We start from the raw sequence: 26,240 nt of genomic DNA on the forward strand, positions 1-26,240 counted from the left end.
ATTTTGTTAAATGCTTGCGGGTATAAGATTACATTTTGACGAAGAAGCGCTGAGTTTTGGTATTAACGTCAATGATATATGGATAATCAGTCAAGGAATTATCAACAGACTCACAAGTTTTGCGTGAATTAGGTGCCTTTGGTGGCATATAAAAGTAGGATGGATATTCAAAGGTCTGAGCTAATAACTTACTGCTCTCAACTTGGTAACAAGAACCAATGCCTAACTTTAAAATCGCATAACTACCGTTTCCATCACCAATATTCAGCAATGATTTCAATTCAGCCCCACTAAGCAAGGTAGTTGTAGAAATGCTCAATGCAGCAAATTTACCTTTGTATTGGGGTAATGGTAAATCTGAATAATTCGAATCTACCAGCACTACAGTTCTGCCATCAACTCCAGCTGAGAGTTCAAATTTCTGACCATCTGGCAAGTAGGTTTTGATTAAGTCAGCTTTTGCTTGTTCCATCTGATCTGCTGGCACAATTTGATAAAACATAAATGTTGGTAAAGGTGGGATCTCCCCTGAACCTAAGAAAAATAGACCCGCATTTAATAGACCACCAGATAGGCCGGAACCTGAAATGACACCTAAGCCAGCTGCGCCAGCTGCCGCGTTCATTGCGACAACCGAGCCACTAGAGCCGTTAATTTTCTCCCATTCAGCATCAGAAACAATTTTGTCTTTGATATTCCCATGCCCCCCATGACCCAACTTGAAAACTTTAAATGCAAAAGAATCATCAGATTTAATATCGAGTTGAGAGACTGTTTTAGGTGCTGATTTGTCAGTTGGTGTTGACGCGCAACCAGAGAACAATGCGGTGCAAGCAAGAACAGCGGCAAGTGAGTAGGTCTTTTTCATGGTGAACTCCTGATAGAATTACCAACAATGTTAACACAGGCCTAATACTTGGCAAATTTCTTGAAATATAAGAAGAGTGTTTAAAAGGTTGATTGTTTAGCTTACGAAACTTATCATTCGCGCAACACATAAATTTAATGGTGAAGTTTAAATGGGCTCAACAAAAGATCAGGGGTTAGTCATCGAACGTGACGACAATACCCTTGTTTGTGCATTACCTGGAAGTGGTAAAACCTATGTTTTGGTAGAGCTGACTAAGCGTTTACTGTCCAGAGATGGCGCCTATTCTGTCCATTTACTTACGTTCACGGATGCGGCTCGTGTTGAGCTCACTGAGCGAATGCTTCACGCCCTTACCCCACGAGCTATGGAACGGGTAACTATCAGTACCTTTCATTCAACTGCGTTAGCGATGACTCGCGGCAAACTTAATCGCCGGTTATTAATGGCCAATGAGTTAATGCTGTTCGTTAAGTCGGTGCTCAATGAAGCTGACCATTTAGACCTCATTGATAAGTTCAGATTTAAGGTGCCGGACGTTGTTAGGCTGTTTGATGAAATGGGCCGAAGCCAAGACCTGTCAAAAGAGTATAGTGGCACAGAAGTTGCCTTGTACGAGCTTTACAAAGATATGCTGATTAAGCAGGGCAAGACGGATTTTAACGTCGTATGCCAACTGTCCGTGAGTTGGCTGGCGCAAAGTGAAATCCCTCCTGTGTCGGCTACGCATATTCTGGTAGACGAATTTCAAGATACCGATGCACTGCAATACATGTGGCTACGTGAACACGCGCTGCTTGGTAAAAAGCTGGTGGTCGTTGGTGATGACGATCAAGCTATCTACTCGTTCAGGGGTGGCCAAGGATACGACAACATGGTGGCCTTTCAGTCAGAGTTTAACGCAGATGCTTACGTGCTAAGAGACTGCTTTAGATGCTCAAAGGAAATCCTGAATCGAGCGGGTATGCTGATTAAGTTCAATAACCCCGATAGGATTGATAAGCCGATGAATGCGGTTAGGGAAGAGCAAGGGACTGTCAAAATCATTAAGTCTGGCACGATGGATAACCAGCTTAACCAGATTTTAGATGCGGTGAGCAAAGAGCCTCATACGTGGGCAGTAATTGCGAGGAATAATGCCATCCTTGATCGCGTTGAAACGGTTATTCAGGGTCATGGCATTGAGTACAATCGACGCGGCGGTAAGTCGTTTTTTGATGGCGTAGCACCCTACAGCTTGATTCAAATTGCCTCTGTGATTTCAGGCAAACATGATGACCATACCCTACATCGGGCTTTGGCGGCTTTGTCAGTGCCAGAGGCGGAAACGGCAAGAATTATTGGTTTATGCCGGACGGCGAAAACGACCTTTGGCGGCCTTAAACATGCGGAGATTGGTCATCATGCTGACCTGCAAAAATTCCACTCATTAGCTGAAGGCTGGCATGACATACCTGCAGGGCGTGAGGATGCTAAGCGAACCTACATGCAATCTATCGTTAAATTGTTAGCCATACACCTCGATAAGCGCGACCAAAAACATGCTCAAGTCGTCGGTGATGTCATTGCTGGACGTCACTGGGAGAGCCTGGGAGAAAGTATTGCGCAACTGAAGCCTTCGTTAGACAGCAAAAAGCGTAAAGACCAATCAGAAGAGGCCGCACCTAAGCTGTCATTGATCACTATGCACTCTTCAAAAGGTTTGCAGTTCGACAACGTGTGGATTGTGGGGAGCGACACAGGAACCATCCCGAGCAAAGAGGCGTTAGCAGAGGGTAAGATAGCGGAAGAACGTCGATTAATGTATGTGGCCATGACCCGCGCTATCTCGTCGCTCACTATGAGTTACACCAGTGAGCCCAGTGAGTTTCTGTACGAGGTTAACAAAGAAAGGGTTGTAGAGCTGGAGTCTGGATATGAAGACGATGCTGACGATTTTGACGCCGCTTGACATCCTCCACCCCCTAAAGGGGGTGGATTCCTACAGCTAGACGGTCATGCCCGACCGCAAGAATGTTCTTGGCTGCATTGACATCTCTATCATGCGTAGCGCCACAACTGCTACAAGACCATTCTCTTATTCTCAAGCCTGCTCTACCTTTCGGACTGCTTGCGGGGATTTCCCCGCAGCACGAACACGTTTGGGTTGTGTAACTCTCGTTGATTTCTTCAAAAACAACGCCTGCGTGAGCGCATTTATATTCCAGCATTGTTTTGAGCATTCCCCATCCTGCATCCAAAACGGACTTAGCCATTTTGGTTTTAGCTAAAGAAAGGGAATTGACGTTACCAACGAAAATCGCCGCATTACCATCTACTAGCTGGCGACTGTATTTGTGCAAATCGTCCTTGCGGCGATTCTTGATTTTGGCGTGAATTGCCTTAACTCGGTGTTTCTTGTTAGCCCGTTGCGCAATACCTAATTGCTGTTCGAGCTGGCGGTACTGGCGGCCAACAACTTTATGACCGTTGCTATCAGTGGCCGCTTCTTTACAACCAAGGTCGATACCGACACTCGCTGTCCCTGAGCTTGCTTGAGTTTCGATTTCAACCACCACATTGAAGTACCAACGCCCTTGAGCATCTTCGTTGAATGAAGCGGTTTTGAACTGATATTTGCTTAGGCCGTAGCTATCCCACACGCTGTAATAGTGACCATTGAAGAACACTTGACCGTTTTTCCACTTGGCCGCGCCCGTGTTAATTGGTATCCAGCCAAGGGAGCGTTTCGCACCACCCGACTTGCGCCAGTTAAGGCGAACCTTTTTGAATTGGACTCTGCGAGTAACGTACTCTTTCGCGATACATTGAAGCGTCTGACTGTGAAGTCCTAGCTCTTTGTTCGCGCCTTTGGTGTAAGGATGAATATCAAATGCAGACAAAAACCGCCCCCGCTCTTTGATGGAGCGTGAGCTTAATTCGTTGATGTAGTTCCAGACAAAGTTGACCGACCTCGCTTGCTGAGTGAGCACGATTTGGTGTTTGTCTTTTACTCTGACTTTTAGGGTTTTTGTGTGCATGGCTGTATATTTATACAGACATCAATTAAATGCAAGGGCGCTTACATCCCCACCCCTAAAGTGTGGGGTTTTACGCTTAAACTGACAGATTGACAAACCTGTGAAATTAAAATAATGTGTATGTAGGCGGATGCCCTTCGCCTTTCTAAGTGTTCTACTTTTCAGTAGGCATTCTTTTCAGGGCCATGATGTACACACCTGTTCATGGCTTTCGTATCGGTGGCTTTAGCTATTTCTGATTTACCTCCAGTTTCACTAGGAAATAACGATTTCCTAGTGCAATTGCGCAGCCGAACCTCCCACCTAAACGTCTGGCTCGCTGAATATCAGCTTTCCATTTCTTTACGAAAAATCTATCACTGAAAAATTCAGTTAGATAGATTCGGCGTTTAGTTCAAAAGGTGTTGCTACGCAGCAACCAAAAGTCTCCGTTAGCCTCGGACTCAGACTCAATTCAGATTAGCGACCTGAAACCAGATGTTTAGATTTTCTAAATATCTTCCCTTGTGGGTGAATATTCCCCCACAGGGATTGTTCACCCAATTTTTAATTATTGGAGTGAACTATGAATAGTATTTTTTCGGCCGAGAGTGTTCTGCATCAGATCACCCTTAATCAAAAAATCACACTTTGTGACGCTGAAGGCGAGATTCAAACTGCTTCAGCTCAGATTGCCTTGCTTAACGATTCTCCGTTTCGTGATGTCAATTCAAAAATTCAAAAAAACGCCAAATTCCATGCTGATTTAGCTGGTGAGTTGTGTGGGACCCTTTATTTATCTGCGGCTGAATCTTTGAAATCAGAGATGGTTGCGACATTTAAAGAACTAATGAATCGACTCCCTTTAGAGCTTCAAGACAGTTTTACGTATGCCTTGCTTGACTCTGGCGCACGTACACGCTTGGCCAAACGGAATCTATTCAACTTGTTACATTGATTAACAAACCTACCTTTTTGGGGTGATGAATTGCCCTAAAAGGCGTTATCACCCCTTTTCTTTTTTATTTTATTAAAACTGGAGTGAGACTATGGACGCTATCGTATTTGCGGCAATCTTTATGGGTTTTATGACTATCTATCTGTTTTTAGTTAGACCTGTATTAGAGAGATTGGGCCTAGTTTGGTAATGCCAAATTAACCACTGTAAATCGACATCACTTAAGCGTCCTCTAGGACTGTTTATGGGGTGTCACTAATGCTCTTTCGCAATAGACAGCACTAGCGACACTCTATAAACAGGAATTTTACTTATGTCTACACTATCTGCGATTTTCTTCTCTGATCTGAATGTGCTCGTTACCGCGTCTGAAAAATGTGTTGCTATTACATCAAGCAAGGTTGGTTTTGATGTGAGCAGCAGTGATCATGGCGAACTGGCTGAGCGTTTATCAGTTTGGGCAAAATCTCAAAACATTCTGTCACCAGAGGAAACTCTAGGTGTTATCTAACCGGCTAGTAAGACCGTCTTACGGACGTGTCAGCCAATCAGTGCCGGTGCTGATTGGCACAACTAACCAAAGTGGGTTTTTTCAAGCCTATTTTGCTTAGTACCACTCCATGCTTCCTCACAACAACTCCCAATTAAGCGCTGAACATCAGTATTCCAATCGCCTACGCGAAACTGGAATTTAATTGCCGAGTTGTTGTTTGGTTGTGGTGCGTCTACTAGAGCATCTAGTTTGACCATCACAATCTCCCGAAAGGGCGCTTTGATGCTGCGTTAAGCATTTTTTCCCTTGTGGGTTCTGCCCACTAAAGGGCCGTACCCGCAACTTATTTATTTGGAGTGGGTATGGCTAAAAAATATCAAACCCGCGAGAAATCGTTGGGTGAATTAGGCATTCATGAATCTGTTGATTGGAGCGCTGAACAATGTCGCGCTTTTTGGGACGGAATCATTTCTGCAAATCTGGAGTTACTGAGAGATTCGGTGACTGAAGCGGAAGACATTCTTGACTGGGTGTTTTCAGAGCAGTTTCTAGTTGCTTGTCGTTATGCTGGTTTAGATTGTGATTTACTGAGGGATGGTGTCTTAGACGTCGTTGACCCAGTTGAAATCGTCAATGCCAGAATAAAGCTCAACAACGAAACTTGGTCTAAAAAACGCACTAAGCAGCAATCGCAATTGCGAAATGGCGAAGGCGTTTGGCAGACTATTTCTTGGGGCGAATCATTGGCACTATTTTGAGTCAGTATCGCTCCAGCATATCCAATTGCATCAGTAAAATCCGAGCCATAAAACGCCAACGGAGTTTGACTGCTGCAGCTGGTGAACAAATCAATTTATTAACCCTTGGGGTGAGTTTTGTCCCCCCGGGGCAGACTCACCCTTTTTTTATGCCTAACGGGCATATTTGGAGTGAGTCATGAAATTTAATACCGCAGGTAACATCGCTGCACGTCAGGCCAAAATTGCTTCATTGCAAGGCCAAAAAGGTCTCCATCTGTCTTTAGATTTCTCGTCCTTTTCGGGCAAGAAGTCAGAGAAATCATCAAAGGTATTTGATGATCAAGGTGGGGACGTGTCAGAAGTCACAGAGAAGCCTCGTAAGTTCTTGGTTGATAAATCAGCCCTTAAATTCGTCAGTAAATATTACATGAGAGCTAAGCGACTCATGGATACTGCTGGCATTCCTGTTTGGGGTGGGTGGTTAGTCCCTGAGAGTGAGTTCGATACCTTAAAAATTCGCTTTGAAGCAATTCAGCGTGCTTTTAATGAGGAAGCAGAAGCCTTCGTGAAAGATTACGAAGAGCTGCTGGATAACCAGTGTGCGGCACATCCTGAAGCGGCAAGATTCATTCGCCGTGATGCGCCTACTGTCAGTGACGTGGAATCACGCTTCTATATGAGCATGAGCCCACCAATGTCTATCGTTATCGGTTCTATGTCCGATGATGAATCGGCTGCTGCTGATACTCACTTGGATAAAAAGCTGCTTCAAGAATTTGCGGATTTGTCAGAGGATGTGTTGAATAAGATTGGTCGCGGCGACGTGATTGGTCAAAAGGCAATTTCATTCCTTGCTGATATGGAAGCAAAGGCGGCGAACTTCAGTTTTCTTTCTGATACTTGGGTCGGACTTGCGGCATGTCTCAATGAGATGCGCAACTCGTTCCCTAAGAATGGGCAACTGGATAGCAAATCGTTAGGTTTGTTACGGCTGTTACTAACGTCATTAAGCAACAAAACCGCGCTTGAAACTCTGTTAACGTCATACGACGAACTAGGCTTGGAAGCGATGGTTGAGCCTGAAATTGTTAACGAGCCTATGGCTGAGATTGATGAAGATGTCGCTCAGTTGCTACATGCGTTACGCGGATCTACAGAAGACAGTGGTGAAACGGAAGTTACAACGGCAAAAGTGACTGAAGAAGTGGAGCACTCGGAATTAAGTGCCGAGTTAGATGCCGCTTTTGCTGCGTTTTTTAATTAATTTTTAAACCCTTGGGGGTGAGTTTTGTCCCCATGGGGCAGACTCACCCTTTTATTTTAATGCCTTACGGGCATTTCTAAAATTTTGGAGTGAGTTATGTCTATTAAAGCTAAACAAGTATCCGGTGCAACAGTATTCCCATTATGCCCAACTTTAAGCGGTAAAATGGTCGCTGTTTTTGAAGGTATGGCTAACGTGCCAAAAGTGAACCCCAAGTACAGACCAAACGAGCGTAATTTGCTCATTGCGCTGACTTGGATGTTCGGAAAGAGCCGTAACATGTCACTGGCTTGTTATGGCGAAACAGGTACGGGTAAAACGGAGTTTGTCGCGTTTCTTGCGGCTTCTCTTGGCTTATCTCTGCACCGAGTATCCGTGAGTGAAACCATGCGCCCCGAAACGCTGAAGGGCAACATTGGTATCAAAAATGGTGAAACCGTTTTTGAAGAGAGCGTGGTGGTCAAAGCGTATCGCGAAGGCGGTATTCTGTTGCTGGACGAGCTGGATAAAGGCTCATTCGACCTGCTAGCTAGTCTTCACCCAATCCTCGAGGGCAAACCTCTTGCGATTGAGAAAACTGGCGAGGTGGTAAATCCTCACCCGCTCTTTAGAGTAATTGCAACGTGTCAGACCCCAGGTATAGCCGACATGTCTGGCCGTTACGGTTCTATTTCATCCGATATGGACGAGGCGGTTAAACGTCGCTTCCTTTGGATTGGCTTTGAATATCCAGCAATTTCTGTGGATACAGATATTCTCGGTGATATGACTAAGCTGTCTTATCGTATTCGTCTTGCGATGGCGAAATTTGCCAAAACGGTACGTGATGCGATGAACACCGATGCTGTCAACGGCAATTCTCAGCACTGCATTCAATCAGCACTATCAACTCGTGTTTTAGTTGATTGGGCGGTAATGTGGGAGTTGTTGCCTGACTTCACGATGCAGGAGGTGTTTGAGATTGTGTTTACAGCCGCTTCAACTCCTGAAGAGCGTCTAGCGCTTAATGAGTTGGGCAAGCTGCATTTAGCTGAAATGTTTACGCAATCGCTAACAGCTGCGAATGCTTAATTTAACCCTTGGGGTGAGTACGCCCCCAAGGGCTTTCTCACCCCATTTTTTTGTACCTTACGGGTGCAATTGGAGTGAGAAATGAAAAGAAATACTGAACAAGCGTCATTCTCGATGCTGTCGAATGCGTTAACTCGCAAAGGCGTTAACGTCACGATTGCTGGTGGCAGTTCTTACACCAACGGTAAAAGAATTGTCATTGGGGTTGGCCCGTGGGATCAGATGGTTTGCTCGTTACTTCACGAGTCGGCCCATCTCAATCACACCAACTTCAGTGCAATCGGAAACGTCATGCAGCAGACCAGTACAGCGTTGAAAAACGCAATCAACGTGCTTGAGGACATAAGAATCGACTTGCGCAATATCAGGGAATTTCCTGGCGCAATACAGTCTTATCAATCAAGCCGAAGAATATTGGTAGACATCATTACCAAGCGTGAGTTTACAAACTGTCTCGACGACATTTTGTATTACGTACTTCTAGTCGGAAACCTTGAAAACGGGATTACTGCGATCAAACCAGCATTAGCTGGATTTGATTGGGTAACACTGGAGCTTGATAAGTTGTGTTTGAAATACGCACAGCTTGCACAAACGGCGAAAGACACCTTAGAAGTGCGTGAGTTGGCAGAAAACCTTCTGTTAGAGCTTGCGGCAATGCAACAGGCTAATCAGCAAGAAGGTGAAGCTGAAGGTGAAGCTGAAGGTGAAGGTGAAGCTGAAGGTGATGCTGAAGGTGATGCTGAAGGTGATGCTGAAGGTGATGCTGAAGGTGATGCTGAAGGTGATGCTGAAGGTGATGCTGAAGGTGATGCTGAAGGTGATGCTGAAGGTGATGCTGAAGGTGATGCTGAAGGTGATGCTGAAGGTGATGCTGAAGGTGACGCTGAAGGTGACGCTGAAGGTGACGCTGAAGGTAAAAGCAACGGCAATACTAGCGGGAAGGCTCTTAGCAATAGCAAAGGGTTCAATGAAATCGATTTGGAGCAATCCTTCGAGGACTTGGACGTTGGCAAACTGTTAGAGGCTCACCGATATCAGCAAGATATGAGTAACTATTCTCGTGTTCCTGAACCAATCAAAGTCGTTCCTTACACAGTGCAGGAGTTGCTGCGTGGTAATCCAAGCAATGTTTTCCCTGCGGCAAATCTGCAGGTGAATGGCGCTGTCGCCAATGCTGTTAAGGTCATGTTCCGACAACGAAACATGAAATTATCCGGCGTGACGCAGTTTGGGGAGTTAGACGAGGATCGGTTGGTCGATGCTTTTCTGGGGAATCCTGGCGCTAAAAATATCCGTCGTGATATTGCGGCAAACCTTTCAGTTGGTGTGTTGCTTGATGCTTCAGGTTCTATGGGGTATCCGTGGGACGACACATACCGCTCTTATGTAGCAACAAAGGCGGCAATGGCAATGACACAGGCTCTTGAAAAACAGAGTGGTGTTTTGACGTCATTATCGTTGTTTGGTGATTTTTATCTGGAGCTAAAAGGTTTTGCTCTGAAGAAGACACCTTCGGTTTTGCCATATGTAGAGCTCGGCGGCACAAGTACTGGAAGTGCGATGATGGAAATGGGCAGCAAGCTCATTTTACAGTCATCGCAAAAAAAGGTGATGTTTGTGATTACCGATGGTCAACCGGACGTTCCGCAGGAAGTGGTTGGTTCTCTCGATTGGTTAGCTCAGCATGGCGTTGTGGTTTTGCCTGTCATCATTGGTCAGGTGGACGTAAGGTTTACTGGTTTTAAAGACCTTAAAGTAGCCTGTATCGACCACGTCAACGAGTTACCGAAACAGTTAATGCAGTTGCTTAAGCAACACATTTAACACTTTAAATCCCTAGAGGGGCGTACTTCCCCTCTAGGGAGAAGTGCGCCATTTAGCGCATGAATACGCAGTTTGATTGCTTCCCTGCAATCGCTCTCTCTGTGTGTTCGTCCTAGATTTCCCTCGGGGGATCTTTGATGCGTTCTCTAGTTAGTGGGTATCAAAGATCCCCTGAGTAAAGGAGCATTTATGGACGCAATACAAAAAATCCAAGCTATTCGGTCTAGCGTTAATCCGTTAGATATTTACGGCAAAATTCCGGCGCTCAGCGAAGCGCTACGCAAGAAACCATCTCAAGTACCTGATCCTCGGACGGGGAGTGGGACAACCGTGTTTCGAATTGCATCCAATGGTTCAACTTACCTCAACGGGGTTGGTTACATGGATGTGATAGATACGGTGGCATACGTACTTGATCTACCGAAGATGAAGGCCTGCGATGAAATCAGTCGTTTGGCTAATCTGAAATTAGATTCTGAGTACGTGGCATCGGGTTCTAGCAAACCTGCCGAGTACACATTACCTCCGGAAGATGTTGCAAAACGTACCGAGTCATTACGCAAGGTGTGGTCAAAATCCGTTCACGCAATGGAAGCTGATTATGTGAAGGCTTATCTGTCTAAACGCGGTTTAGATGTATCTGACTTACCCAATACACTGCGCGGAATTAAATCGTGTCTGAACGTCAGCAATGTCGATGGGAAATTGGTGAAAAGCTGGACTCCAGCGATGTTAGGCGTTTATTTCGATAAAGAAGGCAAGCCCCTGACATTGCACCGGATCTACCTGACACCCGAAGGTAATAAGGCCAATGTGGAAGACGTAAAAAAAATTATGTCGCCACCAGGTGATATAAGAGGTGGAGCTATCCGCCTTGATTATCATCCTGGGGAACACTTGGCTGTTGCTGAAGGCATTGAGACTGCTCTGGCAGTGCGAGAGATGTCCGGTTTACCGACGTGGGCGTGTTACAGCGATAGATTGTTAGAAGCTGTTCACATTCCATCGAGTGTAAAACGAGTCAGCATTTTTGCTGATAAAGACGTTTCTGGCGCAGGTCAGGCGGCAGCGGAAAATCTCAGGAAGCGGTTAGAATCGCATGGTGTTGAGGCTCGGGTATTTTTCCCCAAGCAAGCAATACCAGCGGGTTCGAAAGGCATTGATTGGCTTGATGAATACAATCAACTATCAAAACCGACAGCGGCTTGAGTCGTAAATGAATACCTTACAAAAGGTGTTCATTTTAAAGTGGATTAATAACAGTCTACTTTGAGATGAACACCTAAATACCACACACAGCGAGGGCGAAAGCCCTCAATGGGAAGCCCTCACTCTATAAACTAATGGAGTGAATATGAGTCAAAACGGCTTTCCAAACTGCCCAACGAACTACGTTGATGAAGTGAGCTTTTTCCTTGAGTTTCAGCCGAAACCGAGCAAGAAATCTACAGGAGAAGAAATCCACATCAACGGAAAAAACTACCTGCACCCCAGCGTGAAAAAGGAGGAATCCTGTAGCGTATGGCGGTTCATTGAGACAGACGGTGAGCGAATGATCACAAGCTCTCACACCGATTGCGGTGAAGTGCTTGGATACGTTCTTAGCCGGAAGTCACCCCCCGCAGGTATCACTATCAGGGTTCCCTTTGATAGTTAATTCCAAAGCCCTGCCAACGCGGGGCCGTTACCGAGTGGCCAACTTTGATGGCTACTCGGTAACGGCCTCAGTGCTAACCGAGCAACCCTTCCAACCTTGTTTAAGACCGTCGTAAATCGACTACTTTAAATACAGTTGGATTTTGCATGACTAATGTACTTGATGATTCTTGTACTGCGGTCATGTATTGGCGAAAGCCCGTCGAACCTACGTTAAGGTCTAACAATGCTTTAAGTACCGCTTAAAGCCAAAACCCTTGAGGTGTGCATAGCCTCAAGGCCTGCGCACCATTTTACTTTTTTACTAATTAATTTTTAGGAGTGAGTTATGGGCGCAGGTCATTTTTGTCTAGCAAACGCAAGTACCGTACATATCGAATTACCATTTGATGAAGCTTGGGAACCTTGGGAGTTGCACGACGAGACTCAGTGGTTTATTGAGAACGTAAAAAAGACAGTTCAGTCTCTTTTACCGAAATCATTCACTGAGCCAACATTTAATGTTCGCACTAGAGATGGAGAAATTATCGCTGAAAACGGCTTTTATAAAGTGCTGTTAACCAGCTGGTGTAGCTACATCGCTATCAGCGTACAAATCAAAGAAGCGAATTGGTCAGAACCTTGGGAATTTAATCCTTTGGCTCTTTTCCATCATGCTTCTGCAAGTACAAAACTTTTCGATGAGTTAAGTGAGCAATATGAAGTCCGAATCGCGACAAGCGCTTGGACTTCTGGTGCTTACATTCGAGAAGCCGCATAAATATAAATCAACATAGATTAACCATCCCTAGGGAATTTTGCCCTAGGGCGGATTCCCTTTAATTAACTTTATAGGTATCCGCTATGAAAAAATTCATTTGTGATGGTGAGAACTCAGCAAGGGTGATTGATGCCACTTCACTGAAAATGGCTCAAGAATCTTTTGAGTTAGCTAATTATGTTTAGTTGTTCCACAGGAGAATATTCATGTTACAACAGAACGTGCTACGATGCTCAAGTAAACTTTTTATACGAGTATCTAACATGCCATCAATCACAATTCGATTTGATGATCGTGACACTCTTCTTGCAGAATTGGAGGCCAAAGCTTCTCAGCTCGGTATTACAACTGAGCAATTGGTTCTACGTTTCGTTTCAGCAGGAATGCAGAGTGACTGTTCGCCATCGATCGCAGGAGAGTCCATTGAGGATTTCTTCGCGAGAAATGGGGTATTCAGCAAACCATAATTCAATCAAATTATTTCCTACAACTAGGTCGAGGTTCCTATGAGTAACCCTACGGCCCTAGTTGGGGTCATTCTATTTGCCTGGTTCCCTTCGGATGAACATCCTAATCGGCCAGGCCCCAAATTCCGTCCTGTTTTAGTTGTTGATGCAGACCCGTCTGGTACACAGTTGCGCTTGGCTTACGGCACAAGTCAACGAGTGGACGAAAACCACCGGGGAGAGCTCACTTTTAGAAGTCACGAGATGGAAAAATTAGACAAAGATACAAAATTTTGCCTCGGAAGAACTCGCTGGGTTCCTGTGACACCGGAATACTTTGTCAAAGATGGCAAACAAGTGATCATCGGTACCATACCTAAAAATCGCGTTAGAGACCTCTATTTGCGAGTACAGGAAGTGCTGTAACCTTATCGAATTTGATTTTTAAACCCTTGGGGGTGAGTTTTGTCCCCATGGGGCAGACTCACCCTTTTATTTTAATGCCTTACGGGCATTTCTAAAATTTTGGAGTGAGTCATGCAATTACAGAAAATCAGTTTCAAAGAAGCAAAACAACTTGTGGCTTTGACGGCACCACATTTGGACGTATTGATAAACCAAAAGCGTCAAACAATCGTGCTGTTTTACAAGGGGATGGAAGACATCCTTTATGTAAAAGGGTCTCAAGTCATCGTTGTAGATGATATAGAAAACCTGACAGGTTTTGGATTAGTTAATTCAATCCAGAACCTGAACAACATCATAATGAGAGCAGACTTTGATGATTACATATCCCTTATGAATTGGGCATCTTCGGAGCATCTTCAAGATGCAGAGAAGGTGGTCAATCAAGACAGGATATTGGAGTTTCATCAGAATGCCTCCCGCACTGCATTATTAGCCGCTTCGATTTATGAAAATCTTAAATTGATTCAAGCCGAAATGCGTAAATTCGAAACAACAATGGTTTGACACCTTTCAAGCGAGCCCAGCGCCGCTTAGTGAAAGAGCCTTTGTAGTCGATATTTAACCCCCAAGGGTACACAAGTGCCTTTGGGCTGCGTGTACCTTTAATCAGTAGTGAGGACACGCTATGAGTAAATTAGAAGGTGGCAGTAAAAGCGAGATTATAGATCGTCGAGAGCAGCGTTTTTTTGCGATTCTCGATGCTTCTTTTTTAATAACTGGGCTTTTTGGATATGTACTGCTTTTTAATGCGACCAAAGAGGATTTAATCGTTTTAATTGGGGTCGTTAATTCGTATGTGCTATTGAATCAGCTTGTTAAGGCAAGTTTCAACTTCAATTACATCCTCAAAGTGGCAGTTATATCTATCGTCTTTAGCGCGATATACCGCTTTTTAGCTTCACTAGCAATTTAACCTAGACAGTTAATGCTGCCATTGCAGCTTAACATCAAAATTTAACCCTTGGGGTGAGTAATGTCCCCTAGGGCCATAGCTCACCCTTTTTTGTTTTATGCCTTACGGGCATTTATGGAGTGAGTCACATGGCAACAATCATTAATACTAAAATTGGAGATTCCAAAGGCCGCGCTCGCGTGTGGGTCGAGGGTTCCAAGCTATCACGAGAAGGGTGGGATGCAGGTCGAAATTACACTATTCACGCAAACGGAAATGAAATCCGCTTAGCGGCAGATGAACAGGGTAAGTACACCGTAAGCCGTCGCAGTAAAAACGGTAATATCACACCCATTATCGATTTAACCTGTAAAGCGATTACAGAGGTTTTTGAAGGCATTAGCAAACTCAGAGTGTTGATTAAAGCAGGGGTAATCATTATCTCAGCGCATCATCAATCTGAGCGGGTTAAGAGTCGGGAATCACGATTAATGTCACGCCTGCAAAATGGTGAGTCATTGAAAGTGGCCTCGTTATTCCATGGCGGTGGCGTGTTAGATAAGGCTGTCCATCATGGATTAGAGTCGGCGGGGATCTCCAGCAAAATAGCTGTCGCTGTTGAGCTAGAGTCCCAGTACCTCGATTCGAGCCTGACCAACAATCCAGAGTTGTGGGATAGCAGTTCTATTGTGATTGAGTCTCCGGTTCAAGATGTGAACTTGCAGCAATGCAATATGGAGGTCGATGTGCTAGTAGGAGGTATCCCTTGCGTCGGCGCATCAAAAAGCGGTCGAAGTAAACTGAAGCTCCAGTTCGCAGAATCTCACGATTCGGCAGGCGCTTTGTTCTTCTCGTTTCTTCAGTTCGCGCAAGTGTTAAATCCGGCGATTATCTTGATAGAAAATGTGGTCGAATACGCCAATACTTCATCAATGACAGTCATCAGGTCTGTGCTGGGTTCGTTGGGGTACAACCTCCACGAAACCACATTAGATGGTGGCCGCTGGGTTTTAGAACGTCGTAAACGCTTAGCCGTTGTCGCTCTGTCGTCGGGAATTGATATGTCAGAGTTTGACATCTATTCACTTATGCCTTCTCGCTTTCCAGAGCCCAGTCTAGGGCATATTTTGGATGCGGTGCCGGACGATAGCGACAGGTACAAGCCGTTTGATTATCTGGCGGCGAAGGAAGAGCGCGATAAAGCGGCAGGTAAGGGGTTTGCTCGTCAGTTATTGACAGCAGATTCCGATGGCTGTGGTGTGATAGGCAAGGACTACGCGAAATGCCGTAGCACTGAGCCATTCATCATCAATCCAGTTGACTCCGCGTTATCAAGATTGTTCACACCGGTTGAGCATTGCCGCGTGAAGGGGATCCCCGTTGAAGTCATTCAGGGATTGTCTGACACACTGGCGCATCAAATCCTTGGGCAATCGGTGATATACCCTGCTTTTAAAGACTTGATGCAATCAGTAGGAACAACGCTTTTAACCAATACCGTTAATACTGCAGTTGCAGCTTAACATCAAAATTTAACCCTTGGGGGTGAGTTTGCCCCTCCGGGCCATAACTCCCCCTTTTTTTGTTTATGCCTTACGGGCATTTTTTAAATTTGGAGTGAGATATGGAAAATTTAGTAGTAGGTGCCTGGGAAACAAGCACTAAAAAAATCGTGGCCTATGCCACTTTACAGGGGATTGAAATTGACCGTCGCCCTAAGCTCTATGTTTATCACATTGGTTTATATGTGATAAAACAATCAGGCGACGTGAGACTTGCAGCTGTTGAGACCGTGAAACTCGAAGGGAACCTACTTCCGTTTGAGATTCAGGATGAACTAGAACTCATGAATTTGTGCTTCTGGGGCTTCCGTATTGCGAAAGCAAAACCAACGTCATTGAAGTCAATTAGCCGTGATGACATCGGGCTTATTGAGTTCTGCTATGCAATGTCTTCGAAACCTCAAGCCATTCCATTGCCACTCACTGAAGAAGTTAGCTGGAACGGGATTGTGAGCTTCGGTCAAAACGCAGGGAGATTAGCACATGTTTAATAACTCTCATGCAAACAAGAAAACGTCATTGTTAAACATTAACGAACTGAATGAGTCGTTAAAAAGTATCGATGGCGACCTGTATTGGTTCAGAAAAACAGGTCAGAAATATATCTCAAGTAAGGAGATTGCTCAGAAACGATGGTTACGCCGACTCATTAAGAAGCGTATCCAAAAGGGCAGAGCAAAACCGGAGTTAAGTATGTATGGGTCTACGATGGTCAGAGATTTCTGGCCGTTCGGCGGCTCATTAAACTTTGAGTCCTCACTTAAGAGTGGATGGGAGCGGAAGTATTGCGACGAGTACCAAGGATTATGGGTTAACCCTCAATCTCTCATGTTATGCACTTACACCGAAGGGGACGTGGTTTACGTCAACGCCCCTGACGAGCTTACGTACCAATCGGAATACAACCGGCACATCTGTTTCATCAACGATCTTTAGTCACGATTAATAACTATCGGGTAAGACCTTACCCGACGGGTGTGGCTTACTTTAAAAGGAGCAAGTCATGCTTATATCAATTGAGTCAGATAATAACTCCACTCTTCTTTTGCAGCTTGAAGTTAAAGGTATTTCTGTTTTTACTGAATGCCGAAGCGGTTACTGCGGGGCTTGCAGCACCAAATTAGTTAATGGAGTTGTAAGCTATAAAGAAGAGCCAGTTAGCGTCAAAGCCGGTCATGTGCTTGTGTGTTGTGCAATAGCACATACTGACGTGACCTTAGAAGTTTAATTTCTATTACCCCTTGGGTGAGCAATCACCCTTGTGGGTTGCTCACTCTTAATCCATTCGGAGTGAGTTATGCAAGTAGATAAAGTTATTCGATTAACAGAGGAAGACGAAGGTGGTATGGGGATTGTTCGAATGTGCAATTATAACATCGTCAGTAGTCCTTCTCGCCGTCAAGTGCTTACTAAGCGATTTATGCGTAAAAAGCCAGTTACGATCCAAAACCTCGACAATGGGTTCTGGATCCTGCGCTATGCAATGGGTAATTCGGGAAATCTTTCACTAACGAAGAATCAGATAGCGATAGATTACGACGGGATTCAGCAGTTGGGATTAAAGCTGCATACTAATCCTGTCAATTTAAAGGTGACTGATTCGACGCAGTTAGAGATTTTCAAACATTTTTGGGATCATCAAGACTTAAACATTCGTATTTCTATGCGAATGGGCGCAATAGGTCTTGTTCTTGGCACCATAGGTTTTGCAATCTCGATAATCTCGATTTTTTAACTTAACAATGTAAAACGGTTACGCCGTTACAAAGACCCTAGGGTGAAACGACCCTAGGGCGTTCACCCATTTAAATTTTGGAGTGAGCACCATGAATTACGAATCAGAAATTAATACTGTTTTCGCTTCTATGACATCTGAATCGAATCGATTAAACCTGCCGATTGTCTATAAAGATGATTTAAAGGTCGATCTCGAAACGCTTACAAGGTTTGCTGACAAAGGTATCAAGCAGTTCTTGTGGCAGCTGCGCGAAGGCGGTTCGGTGTTAATCCCTGTGGGACTTGGCGTAAACCCTGTATATGTGAGCTTTTGGCACAATGCAGGTTACCCCACAAGCCCTTATTTAATCTCAATTGATGACGGGAAATCATCGATAGAACCGATCTCAATTGAAAAAATGCTTAATATTGTTCACCGGAAACCGCACGGTCAGTTGGAGGATATTATTAAGCGTGGATGCGATTTAAATATCTGGGGACTATGGAACACTCCCAGTTTTGAATCGTTTTCAGTGGCAGGTTGGCTCGATTATTTTCAGTATGCAGGCAATAAACTGATGGTGGATTTAATCAAGCAAGATCTGCACTAAAGTGTAAAACGACGTTGGAATGCTAAGGCATCCCTTCGTCGTTTTTTTTTGGATTTTTTGGCTAGTTAATTTGAATAAACGGTCTTTAACGCGGCTCTTGCCATCGAAAACCAACCCGCAAAGGCGCTGGTGGCGGGTGACATTTTAAATGCACGATTGACCTTGAATAAGCGATTAAACGCGAGGCCTGCGCCGACTTCTGCCAACGACAAACTGCAGCGGTGGAATCGGTGGAGCACATCTTCTACTTCATCCACTGAAATAACCCCCGTTAACAGCAGATTGCTATTATCACTGTACACGGCGGCAAACCCTTCCAGTTCCGCATTGTGCGCAACGTGATATTGCTCAGGCTTGCTCATGGCATCAATGTTAGCTGTAGTGAACTCTTCCCCTTTGGAAATGGCTTTGACGCGGAATTCCCCAGCTTTATCCGATTTATACAACCGGTTGTAGCCTCGGGCAGTGAGTATTGGGTATGGCTCTGCAATGCCTGGTATTGAGACTAAGGCCAAGTCTGAATGATGAGGGTGCAGGTTAATCTCTTCGTCAAATAGGAGCTTAATCAGTTGCTTTAAATGCTCTTTATTGACCTGTTCTGGCGCGAGACCAATTAATCTTAAATGTACCTCCAAGAACACCAAACGACTCGGCGCACTGTTGCAGCCTAACTCCACTGCCAATTCGGAAAATAGTGGGTGAATCGAAATGCGCGACATGCTTACCTCAAGATGTAAATTTGTTATGTGAACTTTATCTCACAGAAAATTTTTTTCGCAAATTTAGGAGCTCAGACCAAGTTTTAAAAAAAATATCGACCCAATTTTTTGTTATCCTGTATTATTCTCGTTATTGGGTAGATATTTTTGAGAAGCACGTCACCAAGTTTGTTAAAATAATATTATAACCAACTGATTTAGCAAGATAATGCAGCAAATTTGCCACGTTTTAGAACTGTGATGAAATGATTCTGGTCATAAACTTTAACAAACAAGGAATTACTAGATGAAAACTCAACACAAATTAACAACCGTAGCATTATCTGTTTTAGCTCTGTCTGCTTGCAGCTCAAACCCTGTTTCTGATTATGTCGAAGCACAACAAGAGCTAGTAGAACAAAAAAATGAACAAATGAACGACGCTATTGAAGAGGCGCCTGAGTGGTTCTTAAACCCTCCTGCTTCGAATGGTGATGGCGTTTACGCGACGGCAATGGGCCGTGCTGATAACTTGATGGCCGCTCGCAATATTGCGAACTTAAATGCGGAATACGCGATTGCTAAGACAGTATCGCAGGAAGTTTCTGGTCGTGAGCGTCAAAACACTGAAGTGCGCAATGGTCGCACTAATCAGTTGAATGATGAAACAATTGTTAAGCTAGTAAATCGTGCAAAAGTCGTTGGCTATAACCACGTTAACACCCAAGTTCGCGTCGATAACGGGCTGTACGTAGTGTATATGCTGTTACACCTGCCTTACGACAAGCTGGAGCGTATGATTGAACTAAACGAGCGCAGCTTTGACGAGCGCTCGCAAAAGGCCTATTCAGAAGTTGAAGCGTTAGTGAAACCTTCTCCGACTGTGGGAAATGTGACAGCTGCGGAAGTTGTGACCCGATGAGATATGCTGCTCATGTGGGCCTAGGAGTGGGTTGTTGGGGCGTTTACGCTGCTATCGTCAACTCCTATGCCCCTGAGACAGTAATCGGTGTTGTAGATGCGTGTTTGATGTTACCCGTGGTGGCGATAGCGTCGTTATTACCTGACATAGATCATCCTGAGTCGAAATTGGGAAGAAGGATTAAACCAATATCAACGATTCTTTCGCTCTTCTCACATCGTGGTATCACTCACTCATTGTGGGCTGTTGGGCTAATGGTCTGGCTTTTAGCCAGCCATCAAGCTGACTCTATCGCATCGCAAGCCCTAGTCATTGGCTATTTAAGTCATTTACTTGGGGACGCGGTGACTCCGGCCGGAATTAGACCATTTTGGCCATTGGGTAGAGCGCAACGAATTGGGCTAAATCATGCAGTAGTAGCAAGTGTTGGTATTATTTTATTTTTAAGATGGATGTATTGAAGATGGGAAGTTCTGGTGCGCAAAACGTAGTGATGATGTTTAGAGCTCGCGAAGAGAAAACTCTCAGAGATTCAAGATTTTCTGAGATTGTTGATTCTGCGACGCCAAAAGATGTCAAAGCTATGATCACTGTTGTGTTGGAGCAACTACTGAATCGCTCAGTCTTTGTAATTCAGCACGACTCGCATCTTGAGTTTGTCGCCGGTGACACTCGATTAGAAGTCGGGGTTAACGGTAATTACTTCAACGAAAAATTTTGGAACGATGAATACCCTGCGGCTGAGCTACGTTTAGCGTTAATGTTTAGCTCGGATTCGGTGAAATGTACGCCGGAATGGAATGCAATGGTGAATTTCAAAGCTAAGCACATTCGTGATTCTATTCGTGTATCACTCGCCACTGGTGTCGTAACGTGCGCAAGTTGTGCTGATTTCTGGGGTGGGGCAAGTCTGCTAAAATTGAAATTTTTAATCACTAACTTAGTAAATAGCCTGCATCACATCACGTCTTCAGTCTAAATTATTTAATCTCTTACTTTCATCTAAATCCCGCGAGAAACCCCGTCCTTCTAGGGCGAGGAGGGATAGCGGTTGCTCCGAAGGAGCAAAAACTACCCGATTGGTTAATGTTAATATTTACTTTCACAAAAACAACTGTATTCTTGTGAACTATGAAAGAGATCGCTATTAAACAACGCTTTTACCCAACGACTGAACAGGCTCAATTGCTTGCGCAGACTTTCGGCTGTGTGCGTTTCGTTTACAACGCGATCCTTAAATGGCGTACCGACGCTTTCTACAACGAAAGCAAAAAGGTTAACTACAACACGGCAAGCTCTAAGCTGACCGAACTCAAGAAGCAAACTAAGTTTGAATGGCTTAACAGCGTGTCGTGTGTACCGCTCCAACAATCTTTGCGCCATCAACAAACTGCGTTTAAGAACTTCTTTGAAGGAAGGGCGAAGTATCCAGCCTTTAAGAAGAAGCGCAGCAAGCAAAGCGCAGAATTCACGAAGTCGGCGTTTAAGTTCAAAGATGGCAATATCTACATTGCCAAGTCCAAACAGCCGCTTGATATTCGCTGGTCGCGTGAACTTCCTAGCGAACCAACTACCGTTACTATCTCGAAAGACAGTGCAGGCCGCTACTTCGTGTCTATGCTTTGCCGCTTCGAGCCTAAACCACTGCCTGTTACCAAAAAGACAACGGGTATTGATTTGGGTTTGACCGACCTTGTGATTACCGCTGACGGGTTTAAATCTGGCAATCCCCGCCATACTGCAAAGTACGAGAAGAAATTGGCTCAGGCGCAACGCCGCCTTTCCAAGAAGAAGAAAGGAACTGCCAACTTCCACAAAGCCAGAATCAAAGTTGCTCGCATTCAGGCGAAGATTGCCGACTGCCGCCGCGACTTTACCCACAAACTCACCACTACGTTGATAAACGAAAACCAAGTGATTAGCTGTGAGAGTTTGAGCGTTAAAAACATGGTCAAGAATCCGCGACTTGCTAAGGCCATTGGTGACGCCAATTGGGGCGAAATGGTTAGGCATCTTGAGTACAAAGCAGAATGGCGCGGCAGAACACTTGTCCAGATTGACAAGTGGTATCCGTCTAGTAAGCGTTGTAATTGCTGTGGTCACGTAGTTGATTCTCTACCGTTACATATAAGGCATTGGACTTGTCCAGCGTGTGAAGCGCGCTTAGACCGTGATACCAATGCCGCTATTAATATCAAAGCCGCTGGGCAAGCGGTGTTAGCTTGTGGAGCGTAAGTAAGTCCCGATTGTTCTAATGAACTTCGGGCATAACGCCTTGAAACAAGAATCCCCTTCCTTTAGGGAGGGGAGCAGTCAATTAGCGCTCTGATTCTCTATTACTCCAAGTAAAGAAGTGCTTTTGCTTGTGGGTAATGGTCATCCAAGGACGATATTCAGTCCCCTTGTTCTGTGAAAGTCTGGTATAAATCTGCATTACATTCTGTAAGTATTGGATTTTTACCGTGGCAGTTTTAGAGTTGTAATGACCAACCGCCTCCCACACCGACTGACCTACGTTCAATTCTGACATACGGCGCAGCAATACGTCAGCGGCAGCAGCAACGCCTGTACACGTATCCTGGGCCACTTGACGCCAATCAGGGTAGCGCGACTTAAACCATGTCTCCGTATACTGAATCGTGTTGATTTGACCAACGCCCAGATCAAACGAACCATTCTTATTCTGAACAATCGCCCCACGTCTGCCGCCCTCAGCAACCAGTACCGCGAGTAATAAGTCTGGGTCGATAGGCCGAGCAGCTTTAGCAATACAAAACTCAAGTTCCTGCTGGGGTACTCGATAGCCATTACTTAAGTAAGTGTCGTTCAAATCTGCAATAGTTGACATGTTGTTTGTGTTTAAAAAAGTGTGTAATATCGGCGAGTATAACACGAGATATTTATTAGAGAAGCATTCGAATGGCATTCAGCGGCGCAACGATTTTGGAATCATTGGTTAAGAATATTAAAGCCAACAAATTCAGTTTTTTAGATTCGCTTAAAAACAAGCTAAAAAACAAATCGCTTGCGGATAACTCTCGCAAACGGAGAGGTCTTGATCCGGTAATTGTCTCCGTGGTGTCGGTATCTGTCCTTGCGTATTTTATGTATTCCGGCGGTGTCGATAGATTTATCTTGTGGTACAAACTGGCGAGTAATGCAGACAACGCGTTGTTAACTGATCCTGTCAATGTTTCTATTCGCTCACTCGACACATTGGCTGCAGCCAATCCTGTGGCCAAGTCGAATTTGACTGTGCAATTCGATGGGGTGACCACTTACCTTGCCGACGATACAAAATTTAAAATCAGCCTCGTGTTTACTGATTACCCTGACTGCGCTGTCGTTATTGACGGGTATATGGCTGAGACCACTGGCGGAATTAAAGAGGACAGCAAGGCTCACGTAAGCTGCTTATTCTACGAAAGAGAGTCAATTTTTGGCACTATTCCACTCACGAGCATTACCACTATACAGAAGCCAGGCCAAGACAATGAAGTGAACGCCGAACAAAGTAATCAGCGTAAGTATCTCGTAGATGCAGAGCCCCTTCCCATGGCCAAAATGATAGGTTGGAACCAACTGACATCCTCCGAGAAAATCAAATTTGGCAGAGAGTAGTTAAGGAGTACCTATGCTGTCAGTTTTGCATATCAATGACCTTTACATCGTTTTAGAAAATCTAACGTCCAACCGAATCCCTGCGACCTATATCTCAGAATTTTTGCCGGAAGCGAAAATGCCTGCAATTGTGTACCTAATTGACCGAGGACGACTGGTGAAATTATGTCGTGAAAGAGGTCAGATTGTGGGATTTGAAGCCTGTTCAGTCAGCCAGTTTTCATGGATGCACACCATGATCGCCGCGACAACCACAAATCAAGTGGCTTGTTTATAAAGAAATATTCCAAAAATTTGCCAGAAAAAAAGTGTGTGGCTTAATACTCATAACAGTAAAAACAAAGCGATTACGTTATGAAAGCGAGTCAGTACATACAGTTAGCTATAGCCAACAATCGGCAAGTGACCGTTCCTGAGATAAACATCGAAAAAATGCATATTCAGTATGTTATCGATGAATCGGGTTTTGACCTTCCCAGAGACCAGTTAGAAGCCTACATGCTCAGTGTTTACGCTGCGACAGGCTTGTCATGGAGCCCAGGTGAAAATCTGCTGTATTTGGCGCTGAATGACGAAGGTCAGATTGAAACCAAACTGACCTATATCGGCGGTCTGGATTTAGCGCTGCAATCGGGTGAAATTCAAGCATATCAGGCATGGGCCATTCGAGAAGGGGACTCTATTCGAGTTTTTAACGACAGAATGCCACTGGTCAGCTTGGTTGGCTTATCACCTAAACGTGGCGAATTGCGTGGCGGTATTGCTTCAGCGCTATTGCCATCAGGCGAATACGTGTCCTTTGAGATTGACCAAATTGAACTGGAATCTGTAGCTGAGAACGGTTCAGAGGTTTGGCAATCAATCTACGTCGATGAAATGGTAAAGAAGCAAGCGCTTTGGCGCCTATTAAACCATGTCGCGATCACTGCATTTGACGGCTTTTATAACACCCTTATGGCGCATTGTGAGGCGTTAAGGCCAATCCGCAAAATTGAAGCACCGACCAAGAAAACAAAGTTTATGGCTGCTGGCGTGGTAGAAACATCAGCATGTCGTTTCGATGCACTATTTGACTAAACCAGAGGTTTTTATGAGTACCAGATACACCTCGGCAGATGCCGCACACTACGTTCAACATCTCTGTGTCGAATTTAATACTGCATACCCTAATAACAATTTTCCGTACTCGGAGCTAAACATTTTATTTGCTCAGTTGCAGCGCCTGTTAATGCTCAATCCATCCCAAATTGGCTGGGTAAATATTCATAGCGTTTTTGATGTCATGACTGAGTTGACACAAGCACAAATCAGCCTCAATCCGAACCGCAAGCAGGCATCTATTCTGTTAGGGGCTTACTACGATAGTGGTTGGTTAGGGGTGCAACTGTGCTGGACATACCGTGGTTACCGTGACGCGGCGGCAAAGGCGGGGATCATCCGTTCTGCACGACCTGTGATTGTGTATGAAGCCGATGATTTTCAGTGGATTGACTCTTTTACTCCACCTCGCCACCAATATGACCCATTTAGCAAGAATCGTGGAAATATCCGCGGTGCCTATTGTGTAGCAGAGCTCGCTGGTGGCGGTGTGTGCGTAACACATTTCACCTTTGATGATCTCATGACGACCTTTGAACATCGTCAGGTGGCCACAAGAGCTTGGAATGAATTTTTTGTAGGGATGATCTTAGCTAAAACAGTGAGACTTTCCGAAAAAGCATGGTCAGAAGCGGCTTAAGAGGCAAGAAAATGGAATTACAAGTAAAGCCGACAACCCGTTTAAAAACACCCTTCACGATTGCGTCTAACGTGACATCGACTTTCACCGTTGAGGCGTATGTTGAACATGACTCGATAACCATTGCCACTAATTCGGTGAATCAAGGCGTGAAAGCGCTGGAAGTGATCTCGCGTGACGACAACTCCGTGTGGGAGGTCATTCAAAATCGATTCGCGGTGTGGACTCAGCATTTTATTCAGTTAGGGGCTTACTTCTTACAAGAAGGGACGTTGCCGCTCCCAGCGACTAAAGTGAGTGAGCCATTAGAGATACTGAAGTCGATGCCGGAAATCTGTGCCGGTGATTGGATTGTAGAAAGCGGTACTAGCCAGATTTTTACGCTGGTTAAAGATCAGGGAAAGTTAAGTGTATTAACCACGCATCACTGTGAGAGCTTCCATGTTTGCACCAAATTGATTGCATGGTTTGTGGGCCAAGAGCAAGTCACGTCTGCGATGTTTGAGGAATCAAATAGCGGTTATCTCATTTTGGACGTGGCAGAGGATGGGGAGCCATTATCGCCCAAGTTAACCCCAAGTCTGAATGCGCGTAAAGCATCTGCAGGGCGATCACTCGCTGCACTGCGTCATTTGCCCTCGGTTGATATTCGGGTGCCGGTGATGGCTCCTTTGCCAAATATCGACGTGCTGGCCAAGATGCCGACAGCCTATGAAGTGCTGAGCAAAGTTAGCGCCATACAGCGCAGAGTCGTGGCGATTGGGACTGTGGTGAAATCGAACCAGACAAAAGAAATTATGGGGAACACGTTACAGGGTTTGGCGGGTTTAAGAGACTCTGGTTTGTACGATGTAGAACTCATTCTAAAAGGTAAAAAATTGCTTCGTTGGAAGTATCTGTCAGAGTGATTGGACATCAAGAGAGGTCAAC

At 44.9% G+C, this 26,240-nt stretch carries 31 protein-coding genes; 27 read left to right on the forward strand and 4 right to left on the reverse strand.

The window, feature by feature from the left end:
- Positions 1–28: 28 nt before the first annotated feature.
- On the reverse strand, positions 29–868 hold the full coding sequence (locus FJD32_RS22860) for a hypothetical protein (protein ID WP_140907537.1): 840 nt from the start codon (positions 866–868) through the stop codon (positions 29–31).
- 151 nt (positions 869–1,019) lie between these two features.
- On the opposite strand from FJD32_RS22860, the gene FJD32_RS22865 reads away from it, so the two are divergent.
- Entirely contained in the window at positions 1,020–2,819 is a 1,800-nt protein-coding gene (locus tag FJD32_RS22865) for an ATP-dependent helicase (protein WP_086904625.1), read from the forward strand.
- Positions 2,820–2,832: 13 nt separating this feature from the next.
- Here the strand turns inward: FJD32_RS22865 and FJD32_RS22870 are convergent, their stop codons facing one another.
- Positions 2,833–3,888, reverse strand: coding sequence for an RNA-guided endonuclease TnpB family protein (locus tag FJD32_RS22870; protein ID WP_088212891.1), 1,056 nt, complete (start codon positions 3,886–3,888; stop codon positions 2,833–2,835).
- 565 nt (positions 3,889–4,453) lie between these two features.
- Here FJD32_RS22870 and FJD32_RS22875 point away from each other — a divergent pair.
- The 17 genes from FJD32_RS22875 (at position 4,454) to FJD32_RS22955 (ending at position 18,331) form a co-directional block, all read left to right on the forward strand.
- Complete coding sequence (locus tag FJD32_RS22875; RefSeq protein ID WP_037426830.1) at positions 4,454–4,825, forward strand: hypothetical protein; 372 nt, start codon at positions 4,454–4,456, stop codon at positions 4,823–4,825.
- A gap of 313 nt (positions 4,826–5,138) precedes the next feature.
- Positions 5,139–5,336 (forward strand): hypothetical protein, encoded by a 198-nt coding sequence (locus tag FJD32_RS22880; protein ID WP_037426827.1) that lies wholly within the window; start codon positions 5,139–5,141, stop codon positions 5,334–5,336.
- Between the two features lie 344 nt (positions 5,337–5,680).
- Positions 5,681–6,076 carry a hypothetical protein gene (locus tag FJD32_RS22885; protein WP_011711540.1) on the forward strand — a complete coding sequence of 132 codons (396 nt, stop codon included), beginning with the start codon at positions 5,681–5,683 and terminating at the stop codon, positions 6,074–6,076.
- A 178-nt stretch (positions 6,077–6,254) separates the two neighbouring features.
- Positions 6,255–7,322 (forward strand): DUF3150 domain-containing protein, encoded by a 1,068-nt coding sequence (locus FJD32_RS22890; protein WP_011711539.1) that lies wholly within the window; start codon positions 6,255–6,257, stop codon positions 7,320–7,322.
- Between the two features lie 96 nt (positions 7,323–7,418).
- On the forward strand, positions 7,419–8,393 hold the full coding sequence (locus FJD32_RS22895) for an AAA family ATPase (RefSeq protein WP_011711538.1): 975 nt from the start codon (positions 7,419–7,421) through the stop codon (positions 8,391–8,393).
- 81 nt (positions 8,394–8,474) lie between these two features.
- Entirely contained in the window at positions 8,475–10,220 is a 1,746-nt protein-coding gene (locus FJD32_RS22900) for a hypothetical protein (RefSeq protein ID WP_205403060.1), read from the forward strand.
- Between the two features lie 189 nt (positions 10,221–10,409).
- A complete protein-coding gene (locus FJD32_RS22905) occupies positions 10,410–11,429 on the forward strand; it encodes a toprim domain-containing protein (protein ID WP_086904913.1) in 1,020 nt (339 codons plus the stop codon).
- A 145-nt stretch (positions 11,430–11,574) separates the two neighbouring features.
- Positions 11,575–11,877: a hypothetical protein gene (locus FJD32_RS22910; protein ID WP_140907539.1), complete on the forward strand. Its 303-nt coding sequence runs from the start codon at positions 11,575–11,577 to the stop codon at positions 11,875–11,877.
- A gap of 327 nt (positions 11,878–12,204) precedes the next feature.
- Entirely contained in the window at positions 12,205–12,636 is a 432-nt protein-coding gene (locus FJD32_RS22915; protein ID WP_088212894.1) for a hypothetical protein, read from the forward strand.
- A 506-nt stretch (positions 12,637–13,142) separates the two neighbouring features.
- Entirely contained in the window at positions 13,143–13,508 is a 366-nt protein-coding gene (locus tag FJD32_RS22920) for a hypothetical protein (protein ID WP_011711534.1), read from the forward strand.
- Positions 13,509–13,619: 111 nt separating this feature from the next.
- Positions 13,620–14,054, forward strand: coding sequence for a hypothetical protein (locus FJD32_RS22925; RefSeq protein WP_011711533.1), 435 nt, complete (start codon positions 13,620–13,622; stop codon positions 14,052–14,054).
- A 121-nt stretch (positions 14,055–14,175) separates the two neighbouring features.
- Positions 14,176–14,463, forward strand: a complete 288-nt coding sequence (locus FJD32_RS22930; protein ID WP_140907540.1) for a hypothetical protein — start codon at positions 14,176–14,178, stop codon at positions 14,461–14,463.
- A 128-nt stretch (positions 14,464–14,591) separates the two neighbouring features.
- On the forward strand, positions 14,592–15,965 hold the full coding sequence (locus FJD32_RS22935) for a DNA cytosine methyltransferase (protein WP_140907541.1): 1,374 nt from the start codon (positions 14,592–14,594) through the stop codon (positions 15,963–15,965).
- 101 nt (positions 15,966–16,066) lie between these two features.
- Complete coding sequence (locus FJD32_RS22940) at positions 16,067–16,495, forward strand: hypothetical protein (protein ID WP_088212897.1); 429 nt, start codon at positions 16,067–16,069, stop codon at positions 16,493–16,495.
- A 512-nt stretch (positions 16,496–17,007) separates the two neighbouring features.
- Positions 17,008–17,232 carry a 2Fe-2S iron-sulfur cluster-binding protein gene (locus FJD32_RS22945; RefSeq protein WP_037429954.1) on the forward strand — a complete coding sequence of 75 codons (225 nt, stop codon included), beginning with the start codon at positions 17,008–17,010 and terminating at the stop codon, positions 17,230–17,232.
- A gap of 69 nt (positions 17,233–17,301) precedes the next feature.
- Complete coding sequence (locus tag FJD32_RS22950; RefSeq protein ID WP_037429953.1) at positions 17,302–17,739, forward strand: hypothetical protein; 438 nt, start codon at positions 17,302–17,304, stop codon at positions 17,737–17,739.
- A 91-nt stretch (positions 17,740–17,830) separates the two neighbouring features.
- Positions 17,831–18,331 carry a hypothetical protein gene (locus tag FJD32_RS22955; protein ID WP_226060185.1) on the forward strand — a complete coding sequence of 167 codons (501 nt, stop codon included), beginning with the start codon at positions 17,831–17,833 and terminating at the stop codon, positions 18,329–18,331.
- A gap of 65 nt (positions 18,332–18,396) precedes the next feature.
- Here FJD32_RS22955 and FJD32_RS22960 read toward each other — a convergent pair whose 3' ends face one another.
- Positions 18,397–19,050 (reverse strand): hypothetical protein, encoded by a 654-nt coding sequence (locus FJD32_RS22960; protein ID WP_140907542.1) that lies wholly within the window; start codon positions 19,048–19,050, stop codon positions 18,397–18,399.
- A 286-nt stretch (positions 19,051–19,336) separates the two neighbouring features.
- On the opposite strand from FJD32_RS22960, the gene FJD32_RS22965 reads away from it, so the two are divergent.
- From FJD32_RS22965 to FJD32_RS22980, 4 genes are all read left to right on the forward strand, one after another.
- Positions 19,337–19,951, forward strand: a complete 615-nt coding sequence (locus FJD32_RS22965; RefSeq protein WP_140907543.1) for an LPP20 family lipoprotein — start codon at positions 19,337–19,339, stop codon at positions 19,949–19,951.
- Complete coding sequence (locus tag FJD32_RS22970; protein ID WP_037429945.1) at positions 19,948–20,412, forward strand: metal-dependent hydrolase; 465 nt, start codon at positions 19,948–19,950, stop codon at positions 20,410–20,412. Before FJD32_RS22965 ends, FJD32_RS22970 begins: the two co-directional genes overlap by 4 nt.
- A 2-nt stretch (positions 20,413–20,414) precedes the next feature.
- A complete protein-coding gene (locus tag FJD32_RS22975; protein ID WP_140907544.1) occupies positions 20,415–20,930 on the forward strand; it encodes a hypothetical protein in 516 nt (171 codons plus the stop codon).
- Between the two features lie 152 nt (positions 20,931–21,082).
- Positions 21,083–22,186, forward strand: a complete 1,104-nt coding sequence (locus FJD32_RS22980; RefSeq protein ID WP_140916666.1) for an RNA-guided endonuclease TnpB family protein — start codon at positions 21,083–21,085, stop codon at positions 22,184–22,186.
- 82 nt (positions 22,187–22,268) lie between these two features.
- On the opposite strand, the gene FJD32_RS22985 is transcribed toward FJD32_RS22980, so the two are convergent.
- On the reverse strand, positions 22,269–22,799 hold the full coding sequence (locus tag FJD32_RS22985) for a lytic transglycosylase domain-containing protein (protein ID WP_086903608.1): 531 nt from the start codon (positions 22,797–22,799) through the stop codon (positions 22,269–22,271).
- A 71-nt stretch (positions 22,800–22,870) separates the two neighbouring features.
- Here FJD32_RS22985 and FJD32_RS22990 point away from each other — a divergent pair, with 71 nt between their 5' ends.
- The 5 genes from FJD32_RS22990 (at position 22,871) to FJD32_RS23010 (ending at position 26,218) form a co-directional block, all read left to right on the forward strand.
- On the forward strand, positions 22,871–23,572 hold the full coding sequence (locus FJD32_RS22990; protein ID WP_011711519.1) for a hypothetical protein: 702 nt from the start codon (positions 22,871–22,873) through the stop codon (positions 23,570–23,572).
- 13 nt (positions 23,573–23,585) lie between these two features.
- Positions 23,586–23,849 (forward strand): hypothetical protein, encoded by a 264-nt coding sequence (locus tag FJD32_RS22995; RefSeq protein WP_041413303.1) that lies wholly within the window; start codon positions 23,586–23,588, stop codon positions 23,847–23,849.
- Positions 23,850–23,926: 77 nt separating this feature from the next.
- Positions 23,927–24,649, forward strand: coding sequence for a recombinase RecT (locus FJD32_RS23000; protein ID WP_140907545.1), 723 nt, complete (start codon positions 23,927–23,929; stop codon positions 24,647–24,649).
- A gap of 13 nt (positions 24,650–24,662) precedes the next feature.
- Positions 24,663–25,310 (forward strand): recombinase RecT, encoded by a 648-nt coding sequence (locus FJD32_RS23005; protein WP_011711517.1) that lies wholly within the window; start codon positions 24,663–24,665, stop codon positions 25,308–25,310.
- A gap of 11 nt (positions 25,311–25,321) precedes the next feature.
- A complete protein-coding gene (locus tag FJD32_RS23010; RefSeq protein ID WP_140907546.1) occupies positions 25,322–26,218 on the forward strand; it encodes a hypothetical protein in 897 nt (298 codons plus the stop codon).
- Positions 26,219–26,240 lie beyond the last annotated feature (22 nt).

This window comes from Shewanella sp. LC6, from assembly GCF_006385735.2.
Classification (GTDB): Bacteria; Pseudomonadota; Gammaproteobacteria; order Enterobacterales; family Shewanellaceae; genus Shewanella; species Shewanella xiamenensis.